We start from the raw sequence: 12,008 nt of genomic DNA, 5'->3' as shown, positions 1-12,008 counted from the left end.
CCCGCTGGCGGGTCGTTTCGCGCGTAGGAGGTTGAATCGCGCGTAGGTGGTCGGATTTTCCGGCCGCCGACGCGCGATTCCGCTTTCCATCGCGGGTGAAGTGGGTGGGAAGGGGTAGCCCTCCACAGATCGCCGGACTGGAGGCTCGTCCACGGTTGGCGCCGCGCGGCACCGTCGCATGTGGCTGGTTCGAGATCGTGGGCGACATGGAACAGCCACTCCCGATCCACAGGTCCACGCCCACCCGAGAAGCCGGCCGGTCCGGCTCCGCGATGCGCCGGCGGACTGCTCGTCCCGGCCCCGACCAGCTCGTCCGAGTCGGTCCCAACGCGTTCGTCCGAGCGCTCGACTGGAACGCCGCGGGCCCACGAACCCGCTACGTCACACGGGTGCACGCCAGGCTGCTCCGGCTCGGCGCACCGGCCTCGGCGTCGCACGCTTCGGCGGCCGCCTTGCACGGGCTCGCGTGGCTCGCCGGTTGGCCGGAAGACGTCCACGTCACGGTGCCGAAGTCCCGGTACCGCAGCCGGAGTCCCGGTCTCGTGCTGCACACCCGGCCGCTCGGGGAGTCGGAAGTCGCTCGGGACGGACGGGTGTCGGCGACGACCGTCGAACGTACCGTGATCGACGTGGCACTCACGGGTGACGTCCGCTCCGCGGTGGTCCTCGCGGATTCTGCGCTCCGCCGTGGCGTGTCTGCCGCCGAGCTCGATCGCGCACTCGCCGGGTACCCGGCAGCTCGTGGTCGGCGCACGGCTGAACTCGTGCTCGAGCTCGCCGACGCGCGCTCCGGCTCGCCGGCGGAGTCGTTCGCACGAGTGGTCTTCCGCGAGCTCGGACTCCCGGAGCCGGTCCTGCAGCAGGAGTTCGTGCTCGACGGGCGACGGATCGTCGTCGACTTCTGGTTCCCCGAGCAGGGCGTCGTCGTCGAGATCGACGGTCGCGCGAAGTACACGCAGGCGCGGTACCTGGCCGGCAGATCCCCTGCCGACGCCTTCATCGACGAGAAACGACGGCAAGAGCTCCTGCTCACCTCGCCGGACGTCCGCCGCGTCGTGCGGGTCGAGTGGCGTGACCTGCACCTTCCGGAGCCGCTGGCGCATCGACTCCGGGCAGCGGGGCTCCCGTGCGCAGTCCGCCCGGGGCCGAGCGCCATCCTGACTGCGGCGTGACGGGAGCCGCTGATCCGAAACGACACGCGGATGACCACGGACTGAGATCCACGGGACGGAGGACTCCACGGGCGATGCGCTCGAGACAGCGCTGCTGGAGGGGCCGAAGCGGATGCGTTCGAACCCATGACGACCGCGCTGGGAAGGCCTTTCGCGCGTCGGCGGTCGGAAATCTGGAGCACCTACGCGCGATTCGACCACCTGAGCGCGAAAGGCCCGCGGAGCCACCCCCGCGGAGCACCCCCTAGCACCACGCCACCCCCGTGGAGCGCACCACTCAGGCGCGCAGGGACTCCACGGCCTTCTCGATGCGCCGGAGTCGGGTCTCCGGTGCCTTCGCCTGCACCACCGGGTCGACGATCGCCCGCTGCCGGGAGTTCGACAGCGTGTCGAACGCCGCACGGACACCCGCCTCGGTCAGCGCCGCCGCCAGGTCCTCCGGCAGGTCAACGCTTCTGGGCTGTGCATCGACCACGAGCGAGACGGTGACGATGTCGCCCGCGGCGAGGCCGGACGCCGCGCGGTGTTCGGCCGAGAGCGGCACGAGGAACTGCTCGTTCATCACGCCCACCGTCGACCGGTAGGTGTACCCGCCGTCCAGGGTGACCACCACCGGCGGGCGCTTCCCCGACCCGAGCGCGTCGATGACCTCGGCCGGCACGGGCAGGCCCGTCGCCGTCTTGCGTGCCTGCAGCACCGTCGTCGTGAACTCCACGGGCAGAACGTACAACCGCTCCCCGACGTTCCGCCACCGTTCACCGTCGCAGCACGAACGCGAAACCGACCGCGTCCACGATCATCCCGAACGCAACACCGAACGCAACACCGAACGAGAAACCGAACACGGCGCCGGCCGCAGCACCGAACGCGACGGCGGCGCACAGCACGTCACACCGAACGCCACCCGAAAGGCACCTCCCCGTGCAGTACAAGCGCACCCTGGCCGGCCTCGCCCTGGCCGCAGCCGCAGTCGTCACCCTCGCCGGCTGCTCCGCGACGAGCTCCGCGTCCACCGGCAGCGGCGGCGACGCCGACTGGAAGACCGCGACGAGCGCCGCGAGCGCCGGCGGCATGGACGCCCTCGTCAAGGCGGCGAAGGCGGAGGGGCAGCTCAACGTCATCGCGCTGCCGCCGTCGTGGGCGAACTACGGCAAGATCATCGACGGCTTCACCAAGAAGTACGGCATCAAGGTCAACTCCGCGAACCCGAACGGGTCGAGCGCCGACGAGGTCGCCGCCGTGAAGTCGCAGAAGGGCCAGTCGACGGCACCGGACGTGCTCGACCTCGGCAACGCCGTCATGCAGCAGAACCTCGATCTGCTCACGGACTACAAGGTCGCGAACTGGAGCGACATCCCGACGAACCTGAAGGACGCGGACGGCAAGTGGACGCGTGACTACACGGGCCTCATGTCGATCGGCTACGACTCCTCGAAGATCAAGTCGGCCCCGAAGGACCTGGACGACCTGCTCGGCTCCGAGTACAAGGGCAAGGTCTCGATCTCGGGCGACCCGACGCAGGCGAACCAGGCCGCGTCCGCCGTGTACCTCGCGGCGCTCGAGAACGGCGGCTCGGCCGACGACATCACCAAGGGCGTCGAGTACTTCGGCAAGCTCAAGCAGGCCGGCAACTTCCAGAACGTGCTGCCGACGCAGGCCACGGTCGCCTCGGGCGAGACCCCGGTCGTCGTCCAGTGGTCGTACAACAACCTGGCGTGGGGCCCCGCTGCCGGTGCCTCCGGCAACAAGAACTGGAAGACCGTCGTCCCGTCGGGCCAGGCGCTCGGTTCGTACTACTCGCAGGCCATCAACCAGGACGCCCCGCACCCCGCAGCGGCCCGCCTGTGGCAGGAGTGGATCGCCAGCGCCGACGTGCAGAACCTCTACCTGCAGGCCGGTGCCTTCCCGTCGACCCTCGCCGCACTCGAGAAGTCGGGCAAGGTCGACCAGGACGCCCTCAACGCCGCCGGCGGCGCGCCGAAGGACTACGTCGAGCTGACGGACGACCAGGTCGCGGCGGCCTCGAAGGTCCTCGCCGCCAAGTGGTCCGCCACGATGGGCTCCTGACCGGTATGACCACCGCATCGGCACCAGGCGCGCCAGCCGCAGCGAGCACCACGCCCGCAGCGACGCTCGTCACGAGTGAGCACGCCGATGCCACCACCCGCCGCGGTGCCGGACCCCGTGTCCGGCGCCGCGGCGGCGTCGCGTGGCTCGGACTCACGCCGTTCGCCGCCTACGTGGTGCTGTTCCTCGTCGTCCCCGCGGTGATCGCGGTCGGCAGCGGGTTCTTCGACGCGACCGGACGCCCGACGTTGGCGAACCTCGCCGCGTTCGCGGACCCGAGCGTGCTCCGGGCCTTCGGCGCCTCGTTCGGGCTCTCCGCGGTGTCCGCGGTGGTCGGCGCGGTCGTCGGTGCCATCGTCTGCTGGGCGCTGTCGTCGCTCGCGCCCGACGGCATCGTGCGCTCGATGATCGACTCCGCCGCGAGTGTCCTCGCGCAGTTCGGCGGCGTGATGCTCGCCTTCGCGTTCATCGCCACGATCGGCGCCCAGGGGCTGGTGACGGCGTGGCTGGTGTCGACGCTCCACTGGGACATCAACTCCGGCGGTGCGTTCCTCTACACGGTCCCTGGTCTCGTGCTCCCGTACGTGTACTTCCAGGTGCCGCTGATGGTGCTGACCTTCATGCCGGCGTTCGAGGGCGTGAAGACCCAGTGGGGCGAAGCCGCCGCGACCCTCGGGGCGAGCCGCTGGACCTACTGGCGCCGGATCGCCCTGCCCGTGCTCGCACCGGCGTTCTGGGGATCGCTGCTCCTGCTCTTCGCCAACGGCTTCTCGTCGTTCGCCACGGCCGCCGCGCTCATCTCGCAGGGCGGCATCGTCCCGCTGACGATCCGCGCCCAGCTCACGAGCGAGACGATCATCGGCCTGCAGAACGTCGCCGGCGTGCTGGCGTTCGGCATGGTCGTCGTGATGGCGGTCGTCATGGGCGCGTACTCGCTCCTGCAGCGTCGCGCATCGAGGTGGCAGCGATGACCCCGACGGGAGGCTCGACCCGCCGCCCGCAGACCGGCTCGCGTCCGTCTCGGAGCACCACAGCACGCTTCGGTGCCGCCCCGTCCCGGGTCACCGCCGCGATCGTCCTCGCTGTGATCGGAGCGGTCTTCGCCGTCCCGATCGCCGCCCTCGTGCAGTTCACCTTCCGCGAGGGGACGTCCGGTGCCCTGACCGGCGCGCACTACGCCGCGATCGCCGACCCGGTCAACCGGGCGACCTACCAGCCGGTGTTCGACGGCCTCGGCGCCTCGCTCGTGATCGCGCTCATCACCGTGGCGATCGTGCTGCTCGTGCTCCTGCCCGCGCAGATCATCACCGCGCTGCGGTACCCGAGGCTCCGCCGGATCCTGGAGTTCGTCTGCATCGTGCCGATCACGGTCCCCGCCGTGGTCCTCGTCGTCGGCTTCGTGCCCGTCTACCAGGTCGTCTCGCAGGTCTTCGGTTCCGGCGCGTGGACCCTGGCGTTCGCGGTGGGGATCATCGCGCTGCCGTTCGCGTTCCGCCCGATCGCCGCCGCCATCACCGCGACCGACATGACCACCCTGTCCGAGGCCGCTCGGTCGCTCGGCGCCTCGTGGTGGACGGTGACCTGGCGGGTCCTCCTGCCGAACCTCCGGCGCGGGATCCTCGCGGCGTGCTTCCTGACGATCACCGTCGTCCTCGGCGAGTACACGCTCGCATCGTTCCTCTCCCGCACGACCTTCCAGACGGGGCTCGTGCTCGTGCAGCAGACCGACCCGTACGTCGCGGCGGTCTTCTCGCTCGGCGCCCTGGTGTTCGGGTTCGTGCTGCTCGTCGCCATCGGCCGGATCGGCGCGCGCCGCACCTCCAAGGAGTCCGCATGACCACCATCGCCCCTGCTGCACCCGCGTCCCTCCGAGCGACCGGCGCCGTCGTCGAGCTCGAGGCCGTCGAGAAGCGCTACGGCACCCACCTCGCCCTCGCCGGGCTGTCGCTCCGCATCGAGCCGGGGGAGTTCCTGTCACTCCTCGGCCCGTCGGGCTGCGGCAAGACGACGGCGCTCCGGGCGCTCGCCGGACTCGAGGGCATCGACGCCGGCGCGATCCGCATCGACGGCGCCGACGTCGCGAGCACCCCGGCGAACAAGCGCGACATGGGGATGGTCTTCCAGCAGTACTCGCTCTTCCCGCACATGACGGTGCGCCAGAACGTCGCGTTCGGCCTCGAGATGCGCCGCGTGCCGACGGGCGAACGGAAGACCCGGGTCGTCGACGCGCTCGACATGGTGCACCTGGCGGACTTCGCGGACCGCTTCCCGCACCAGCTCTCGGGCGGGCAGCAGCAGCGCGTGGCCCTCGCCCGTGCGCTCGTCACCCGGCCGCGCGTGTTGCTCCTCGACGAACCGCTGTCCGCCCTCGACGCCAAGGTCCGGGTGTCGTTGCGCGACGAGATCCGTCGCATCCAGACCGACCTCGGCATCACGACGGTGTTCGTCACCCACGACCAAGAGGAAGCGCTCGCCGTCTCCGACCGGATCGCCGTGATGAACGCGGGCGGCATCGAGCAGATCGGCACGCCCGAGGAGCTCTACCGCTCGCCGTCGTCGGCGTTCACCGCGGACTTCGTCGGGCAGTCGAACCGGCTCCGCGGGGACCTCCGCGGCGGGGACGTCTTCGTGTACGGATTCCGCGTGCCGGCGCTCGACCAGTCGGCCACGGACGGCCCGGTGCTCGCCTACGTCCGACCGGAGGACATCGCCTTCGCGTCGGACGGCGTCACCGGCACCGTCGTCTCGTCGAGCTTCCTCGGGTCGATCCGACGGACCACCGTCCGCCTCGACGACGACACGGTCGTCACGGTCCAGCACGAGGTCGGCGACCGCCACGCGACCGGCGACGCCGTCGCCGTGCGCCTCCTCGGCGCACCCGTCGCGATCGCACCGATCGCCTGACGGCGCGGGCCCGACGGTGACCGCCGCCGGACGGGAGGCTCGGTGCGGGCCCGCACCGAGCCTCCCGTCCGATGCGGTGCCGGTCAGCGCTGGAAGCGCGCCTCCGGTTCGCCCGCCAGGGCGACCTGCACACGCTCCCGCATGTTCTCGGACATCTCCGGCAGCGCGGAGACCGGGGCCCAGAACGCCTCGGTGTTCTCGCCGTCGGCCGGGTACGGGTCACCGGACGACCACCGGCAGGCGAAGACGAGGTCCATGTACTGCGCACGGTCCCCGTTGGCGTAGGTCATCTCGGGGAGGGTCTGCACCCACACCAGGCGTTCCGCGACCGCGACGACGCCTGCTTCCTCGAGGACCTCGCGTTCGGCCGCGACCGCGGGCTCCTCACCGGGATCGACGATGCCGGTGACCGGGGTCAGCGCGCCGTTGTCCGCCCGCCGGACCACGAGCAGTTCGCGGTCCTCCCCCTCGCCGCGGGTGACGACGGCCGTCACGCCGGTCAGCCAGAGCGGGGCGTTCCCGACCTTCTCGCGCAGGGACAGGACGAAGTCGGGCGTCGGCATACGGCCACGCTACCGATGCGTCGATACGCTCGGACCATGGCACGCGCTGGCAGGACGTTCGAGGTGCGGGCGGACCACGGGGTCTGGGCCGCGGGATGGCGACTCGCGCTCGCCGGGGTTGTGCGCGCGGTGACCCCGGGTCGGCGACTCGCGCTGTTCGTGTCCCTCGGCGTCGTGGTCGTCGGGCTCGTCGTCGCGGTCGTCGTCGGACTCGTCCGCGGGTCCTCGTCGCCCGCCTCGGTCGGGGTGTTGATCGGGACGGCGGCGCTCTTGGCGTACCTCGTCGTCGCGGTCGAACTCGTGCTCTGGACGATGGCCGATCGCCGTCGAGTCGCCCCGACCGACGTCGACCCGGAACGGCTCGGACGGGTGCAGCAGGCGATCGCCGACGGGCACGCGTCGTCGGTGGAGCCCGCCGATCGCCGTGCACTCGTGCGGTTCGCCCGGGTGCAGCAGACCGCGCTCCCCGCCACCGTCCTGGTCCACGTGCTCGGGATCAGCGTCGGTGTACTGCTCGCTGCCCTGGAGGCGTTCGCCGGATCGGCCGGGATCGTCGTGCTCGTCCTCGCCGTGCTCATCGTGGCGGTGTCGGCGTGGTCGCTCCGCGGGGCGCTCCGGGCGCTCGGGTCGACGCCGGAGCTCGTGGCGCTGGAGGACTGACCGACGCTGTCGCGGACTGGTCATGACCAGTAGGATGGGCCCGTGGAGATCATCATCCTGCCCACGCCTGCTGAGGTCGGTCGCGTCGCTGCGGCGAAGATCGCCTCGGTCGTGGCGAAGAAGCCGTCAGCCGTCATCGGTCTCGCGACCGGGTCCAGCCCCCAGGGCATCTACACCGACCTGCAGCGCCGCGTCGAGGCGGGGGAGATCTCCTTCGCCGAAGCGCGCGGGTTCGCCCTGGACGAGTACGTCGGGATCCCGTTGGAGCACCCCGAGTCGTACGCGAGTGTGATCGCCCGTGACGTGGTGGCGCCGCTGGGCTTCGATCCGTCGCGGGTCCGCGTGCCGGACGGGCGTGCGGCGGACATCGAGTTCGCGGCGAAGGAGTACGACGCCGCGATCCGTGCCGCCGGGGGGATCGACGTGCAGATCCTCGGCATCGGGGCGAACGGGCACATCGGCTTCAACGAACCGACGTCCTCGTTCGCATCGCGGACCCGGATCAAGACGTTGGCGCCGTCGACGCGTGAGGCCAACGCCCGGTTTTTCGACTCCCTGGACCAGGTGCCGACGCACTGCATGACGCAGGGGCTGGGCACGATCCTGGAGGCGCAGCAGCTGGTCCTCGTGGCGCAGGGGTCGGCGAAGGCCGACGCGATCGCCGCCGCGGTCGAGGGGCCGCTCAGCTCCTTCGTGCCCGGCAGTGCGTTGCAGCTCCACGAGCACGCGACCGTCGTGGTCGACGAGGAAGCAGCAGCCGGACTCCAACTCGCGGACTACTACAAGTACACGTACGCGAACAAGCCGGCCTGGCAGCTGTTCGAGTAGGCGTCACACCGATCGGTCGGCGTACGCCGAGTGCAGTCGGCTGAGTCCCTCGCGCAGGGTCTCCGCCGAGCACCCGAAGTTGAGCCGGGCGAACCCGCGCCCCTGCCGCCCGAAGGCCGGTCCACTGGCGAGCGCCACCTTCGCCTCGTCGACGAGCACCGCCGCGGGGTCGTCGCCCCACGGCAACGCCCCGAGGTCGATCCACGACAGGTACGACGCCTGCGGCTGCCGGTGCACGGCTCCGGGCAGTGCGTCCCCGAGCTCCTCGGCGAGGATCCGCCGGTTCGCCGCGAGTTCGGCGAGCAGCGACGCGAGCCACGGTCCGCCCTCACGGAACGCGGCGACACTCGCGGTGTAGCCGAGGATTCCCGTGCGCTCGACGACCTCGCCCGGGAGCCCGTCGAACCACCCGCATGCCCGGTCCGACGCTCCGACCATCAGCGCGCACTTCGTGCCGGCGAGGTTCCACGCCTTGCTCGCGCTCGTCAAGGCGACACCGAGCGCCGCCTCCGGGCACGAGTCGAGGAACGGGGTGAACGTCGCGTCCGCGTGCACGAGGGGCGCGTGGATCTCGTCGGACACGACCACGGCGTCCCACTCCGCGGCGAGCTGGGCGAGTGCCACGAGCGAGGCGCGGTCGTGGACGAGTCCGAGCGGGTTGTGCGGGTTGCAGAGCAGGACCGTGCGGGCACCGTCGGCGAAGGCGCGACGGACACCGTCGAGGTCCATCCGCCACCCGGCCGTCGTGTCGAACGGGTCCGCGGGGCCGTCCGGTGCGATGAGTGGCACCTCGGTCACGGAGCCGCCGGCTTCGCTGACGTACTCCCAGAACGGCGGGTACACGGGCGGCATGATGACGACCTGGTCGCCCGGCTCGATCACCCGGCGGAGCACCTCCACCGCGGCGACGGACACGTCCGTCGTGGTCCGGACCAGGTCGGGATCCACCTTCCACCCCCAGCGGTCGCCCGCGAAGTCCGCGAACGCCTCCGGCAGGACCCGGCCGTGCCCGACGTACCCGGTGTCCCCTGCGGTGACGGCGGCCACGAGGGCGTCCCGCACGGGTTCGGCGAGCATGCTGTCCATCTCCGCGACGAACATCGGCAGGACGTCCGGCGGGTACGCCGTGTACTTCTCGCTCGTGCGGGACCGGCTGGCATCGAACACGGAGACCATGACGCTCATGGGACTCATCCTCGCAGTGGACGCAAGCCCGTGATCAGGATCTCGACGTAGCGGTCAGGTTCGGTGACCGGCACGCCTCCGGCGGTCGCGGCCGCACGCATGCCGCAGACCAGCCGTCGGAGGTCGTCCGGAGTGATGTCGGAGCGCACGACCCCCGCGTCCGCGGCGCGTTCGAGCAGCCCACCGACGGCGACGACGAGGTCCCCGGAGAGCTCCATGGTGTCCGAGCACGAGAACCCGCCGCCGGTCAGCAGGTCGCCGAGGGCCGTGTCGTCCAGGAGTCCGCGGAACGCCTCGCTGACGACTCCGCGGAACGCGTCGTCCGGATCGGGCAGCTCCACGGCGACACGGACGCGGTCGAGCATCGACTCGAACGCGTCGATCGCGAGTGCCTCGAGCAGGTGCTGCTGGGTGGGGAAGTGCCGGTAGGCGGTCCCGACACCGACCCCGACCTCTCGTGCGACGGCGTTGAGCTGCAGGGGCTCGCCGCGGTCCAGGTGCGTCCGCGCGACGTCGAGCAGCGCTGTGCGGTTCCGGAGGGCGTCGGAGCGCAGCGAGTCCGGGCGGGCGAGGTCGGTCATTCGGAGAGTCTATCCGGTTGTGCTAGCGTTCCGGATAGATCATCCGATTAGAGCCAGGAGACGTCATGCAACCCTTCCCGTGGGAACCCGCCCAGATGCCCGACCAGCACGGCAGGACCGTCGTCGTCACCGGCGCGACCGGTGGACTCGGGCTCGTCGTCGCCACACGGCTCGCCGCAGCCGGTGCACGCGTCATCGCCGGGGTCCGTGACCTGGAGAAGGCGGCTCGTGTCCTGCCCGTCGTCGACGGTTTGGAGGCTCGGCTCGTCGACACCGCGTCCGTCGCCTCCGTCACGGCCTTCGCCCAGGGCCTCGCGGACGACGGGATCGTCGTCGACGCGCTGGTCAACAACGCCGGCGTCTCCGCCGCGCGCTTCGCGCTCGGCGTCGACGGCGTCGAGCGGACGTGGGCGACGAACGTCGTCGGACCCGCCGTGCTCGCCGACGCGATGCTGCCGGTGCTCGGCGGACCGGCCTCCAGGGTGGTCCTCGTCGGGTCGAACCTGTCGCAGCGGACGTCGCGCGTGCCCGACCTCGATGCGGTGAACCGGGCCGAGGGGTACCGGCAGTTCGCGGCGTACACCGACTCGAAGACGGCGGCGGCCGCCCTCGCGGTGGACCTCGGGTCCCGGCTCCGGGAGTCGGGCTCGCCGGTCCGGTCGGTGATCGCGCATCCGGGCATCGCCGCGACGGGGATGAACGGCCAGGCGGAGACGGCGGTGGCCAGAGTCGCGGGCCGGATAGCTCGCCTCGCTGCCCGCACCGCGGAGGACGGCGCACGATCCACCATGTGGGCCGCGACCGTGCCGGACGTCCCCGAGGGCACCTTCGTCGGACCGGCGCTGCGCCGGGGTGACCGTCGGCTGCATCCCGTGCCGGTGCGCGGGGCGCCCGCCGATCCGGCCTTCCGTGCGCGCGTCCGTGCGTTCGTGGACCAGGTCCTGGAGCGCACTTCCGCCTGAGGGTGGTCGCCGCGGTCTGTGCGGTGCCTCAGACTGGAGGCATGCCGGAACTCCCTGTCGTGTTCGAAGTCGGCTCGATGATCGCCCTCGTCGCGATCCTGCTGGCGGACCTGCTCATCGTGGCTCGTCGTCCGCACGTGCCGACGCTCAAGGAGTCGGCGACCTGGGTCGGGCTGTACGTCGGGCTCGCGCTGGTCTTCGCCGTGGCGATGTTCGTCTTCGCGGGCGGCGAGCCAGCCGGGCAGTTCGTCGCCGGGTGGCTGACCGAGTACAGCCTGAGCATCGACAACCTCTTCGTCTTCGTCATCATCATGGCGCGGTTCTCGGTCCCGAAGCAGATCCAGCAAGAGGTGCTCATGCTGGGCATCATCATCGCGCTGGTGCTCCGGGGCGTGTTCATCCTCGTCGGTGCCCAGCTCATCGAGGACTTCTCCTGGATCTTCTACCTCTTCGGTGCCTGGCTGATCTGGACGGCGATCCAGCAGCTCCGGGACGAGGACGGCGACGACCAGAAGGACGGCCTCGTCGTCCGGCTGCTGCGCCGACGCGTGCGTCTGACCGACACCTTCGACGGGATGAAGTTCCGCACCACGAAGGACGGCGTCCGGCACTTCACACCGCTGCTCGTCGTCCTGATCGCCATCGGCACGACCGACCTGCTGTTCGCGCTCGACTCGATCCCCGCGATCTTCGGCATCACCGAGAGCGCGTTCATCGTGTTCACCGCGAACGTGTTCGCCCTGATGGGCCTGCGGCAGCTGTACTTCCTGCTCGGTGGACTCCTCGAGCGGCTCGTCTACCTGAAGTACGGGATCGCGTTCATCCTCGCCTTCATCGGCGTGAAGCTCGTGCTGCACGCACTGCACGGCAACGAGCTGCCCTTCCTCAACGGCGGGGACGGCGTCGCCTGGGCGCCGGAGATCCCGACGTGGGTCTCGCTCGTCGTCATCCTGGTGGCGATGGCCGCGTCGACGCTGGCGAGCGTCGTCCGTCTGCGCCACGACGGCGGGACGACGGACGATCAGGAGAGCAGCACCGAGCAGACCGCACGCACCTCGGACTGACGTCCCGCTGCCTCCTGGCGGG

The 12,008-nt window shown here is 71.0% G+C and carries 13 protein-coding genes; 9 read left to right on the top strand and 4 right to left on the bottom strand.

Features of this window, described 5'->3' with window-relative positions:
* Positions 1 to 206: 206 nt before the first annotated feature.
* A complete protein-coding gene (locus ACO0E1_RS06710) occupies positions 207 to 1,172 on the top strand; it encodes a hypothetical protein (RefSeq protein ID WP_422873494.1) in 966 nt (321 codons plus the stop codon).
* A gap of 277 nt (positions 1,173 to 1,449) precedes the next feature.
* On the opposite strand, the gene ACO0E1_RS06705 is transcribed toward ACO0E1_RS06710, so the two are convergent.
* Positions 1,450 to 1,887 carry a YdeI/OmpD-associated family protein gene (locus ACO0E1_RS06705; RefSeq protein ID WP_422873493.1) on the bottom strand — a complete coding sequence of 146 codons (438 nt, stop codon included), beginning with the start codon at positions 1,885 to 1,887 and terminating at the stop codon, positions 1,450 to 1,452.
* A gap of 206 nt (positions 1,888 to 2,093) precedes the next feature.
* Between ACO0E1_RS06705 and ACO0E1_RS06700 the strand changes: the two genes are divergently transcribed.
* Genes ACO0E1_RS06700 through ACO0E1_RS06685 form a run of 4 tightly spaced genes read left to right on the top strand, consistent with a single transcriptional unit; the run spans position 2,094 to position 6,143 of the window.
* Positions 2,094 to 3,239, top strand: a complete 1,146-nt coding sequence (locus ACO0E1_RS06700; protein WP_422873492.1) for an ABC transporter substrate-binding protein — start codon at positions 2,094 to 2,096, stop codon at positions 3,237 to 3,239.
* Positions 3,240 to 3,244: 5 nt separating this feature from the next.
* The gene (locus tag ACO0E1_RS06695; RefSeq protein ID WP_422873491.1) at positions 3,245 to 4,210 is read left to right on the top strand and encodes an ABC transporter permease; all 966 of its coding nucleotides are present in this window, start codon (positions 3,245 to 3,247) and stop codon (positions 4,208 to 4,210) included.
* Positions 4,207 to 5,076, top strand: coding sequence for an ABC transporter permease (locus ACO0E1_RS06690; protein WP_422873490.1), 870 nt, complete (start codon positions 4,207 to 4,209; stop codon positions 5,074 to 5,076). Before ACO0E1_RS06695 ends, ACO0E1_RS06690 begins: the two co-directional genes overlap by 4 nt.
* A complete protein-coding gene (locus ACO0E1_RS06685; protein WP_422873489.1) occupies positions 5,073 to 6,143 on the top strand; it encodes an ABC transporter ATP-binding protein in 1,071 nt (356 codons plus the stop codon). The genes ACO0E1_RS06690 and ACO0E1_RS06685 overlap by 4 nt, the downstream gene beginning before the upstream one ends.
* An 83-nt stretch (positions 6,144 to 6,226) precedes the next feature.
* Here the strand turns inward: ACO0E1_RS06685 and ACO0E1_RS06680 are convergent, their stop codons facing one another.
* Positions 6,227 to 6,706, bottom strand: coding sequence for an NUDIX hydrolase (locus ACO0E1_RS06680; RefSeq protein WP_422873488.1), 480 nt, complete (start codon positions 6,704 to 6,706; stop codon positions 6,227 to 6,229).
* Positions 6,707 to 6,742: 36 nt separating this feature from the next.
* On the opposite strand from ACO0E1_RS06680, the gene ACO0E1_RS06675 reads away from it, so the two are divergent.
* On the top strand, positions 6,743 to 7,366 hold the full coding sequence (locus ACO0E1_RS06675; protein WP_422873487.1) for a hypothetical protein: 624 nt from the start codon (positions 6,743 to 6,745) through the stop codon (positions 7,364 to 7,366).
* A 42-nt stretch (positions 7,367 to 7,408) separates the two neighbouring features.
* Complete coding sequence (nagB, locus tag ACO0E1_RS06670; RefSeq protein ID WP_422873486.1) at positions 7,409 to 8,194, top strand: glucosamine-6-phosphate deaminase; 786 nt, start codon at positions 7,409 to 7,411, stop codon at positions 8,192 to 8,194.
* A 3-nt stretch (positions 8,195 to 8,197) separates the two neighbouring features.
* Here the strand turns inward: nagB and ACO0E1_RS06665 are convergent, their stop codons facing one another.
* Both ACO0E1_RS06665 and ACO0E1_RS06660 read right to left on the bottom strand, forming a co-directional pair.
* Positions 8,198 to 9,379, bottom strand: coding sequence for a MalY/PatB family protein (locus tag ACO0E1_RS06665; RefSeq protein WP_422873485.1), 1,182 nt, complete (start codon positions 9,377 to 9,379; stop codon positions 8,198 to 8,200).
* A 5-nt stretch (positions 9,380 to 9,384) separates the two neighbouring features.
* Positions 9,385 to 9,960, bottom strand: coding sequence for a TetR/AcrR family transcriptional regulator (locus ACO0E1_RS06660; protein ID WP_422873484.1), 576 nt, complete (start codon positions 9,958 to 9,960; stop codon positions 9,385 to 9,387).
* A 65-nt stretch (positions 9,961 to 10,025) separates the two neighbouring features.
* On the opposite strand from ACO0E1_RS06660, the gene ACO0E1_RS06655 reads away from it, so the two are divergent.
* A complete protein-coding gene (locus ACO0E1_RS06655) occupies positions 10,026 to 10,922 on the top strand; it encodes an SDR family NAD(P)-dependent oxidoreductase (RefSeq protein ID WP_422873483.1) in 897 nt (298 codons plus the stop codon).
* 41 nt (positions 10,923 to 10,963) lie between these two features.
* Positions 10,964 to 11,986 carry a TerC family protein gene (locus ACO0E1_RS06650; protein WP_422873482.1) on the top strand — a complete coding sequence of 341 codons (1,023 nt, stop codon included), beginning with the start codon at positions 10,964 to 10,966 and terminating at the stop codon, positions 11,984 to 11,986.
* Positions 11,987 to 12,008: the final 22 nt, after the last annotated feature.

It is taken from the genome of Curtobacterium guangdongense (genome assembly GCF_049341845.1).
GTDB lineage: Bacteria > Actinomycetota > Actinomycetes > Actinomycetales > Microbacteriaceae > Curtobacterium > Curtobacterium guangdongense.
The sequence above is the reverse complement of the archived record's forward strand: the minus strand, read 5'-3'. Positions and strand labels throughout refer to the sequence as shown.

Excerpts from the sequence above, each read along its gene's own strand:
- ACO0E1_RS06710 (WP_422873494.1), top strand. The coding sequence starts at position 207 with ATGGAACAGCCACTCCCGATCCACAGGTCCACGCCCACCCGAGAAGCC.
- ACO0E1_RS06680 (WP_422873488.1), bottom strand. The coding sequence starts at position 6,706 with ATGCCGACGCCCGACTTCGTCCTGTCCCTGCGCGAGAAGGTCGGGAAC.
- ACO0E1_RS06660 (WP_422873484.1), bottom strand. The coding sequence starts at position 9,960 with ATGACCGACCTCGCCCGCCCGGACTCGCTGCGCTCCGACGCCCTCCGG.
- ACO0E1_RS06695 (WP_422873491.1), top strand. The coding sequence starts at position 3,245 with ATGACCACCGCATCGGCACCAGGCGCGCCAGCCGCAGCGAGCACCACG.
- ACO0E1_RS06655 (WP_422873483.1), top strand. The coding sequence starts at position 10,026 with ATGCAACCCTTCCCGTGGGAACCCGCCCAGATGCCCGACCAGCACGGC.
- ACO0E1_RS06685 (WP_422873489.1), top strand. The coding sequence starts at position 5,073 with ATGACCACCATCGCCCCTGCTGCACCCGCGTCCCTCCGAGCGACCGGC.
- ACO0E1_RS06675 (WP_422873487.1), top strand. The coding sequence starts at position 6,743 with ATGGCACGCGCTGGCAGGACGTTCGAGGTGCGGGCGGACCACGGGGTC.
- ACO0E1_RS06650 (WP_422873482.1), top strand. The coding sequence starts at position 10,964 with ATGCCGGAACTCCCTGTCGTGTTCGAAGTCGGCTCGATGATCGCCCTC.
- ACO0E1_RS06690 (WP_422873490.1), top strand. The coding sequence starts at position 4,207 with ATGACCCCGACGGGAGGCTCGACCCGCCGCCCGCAGACCGGCTCGCGT.
- ACO0E1_RS06665 (WP_422873485.1), bottom strand. The coding sequence starts at position 9,379 with ATGAGCGTCATGGTCTCCGTGTTCGATGCCAGCCGGTCCCGCACGAGC.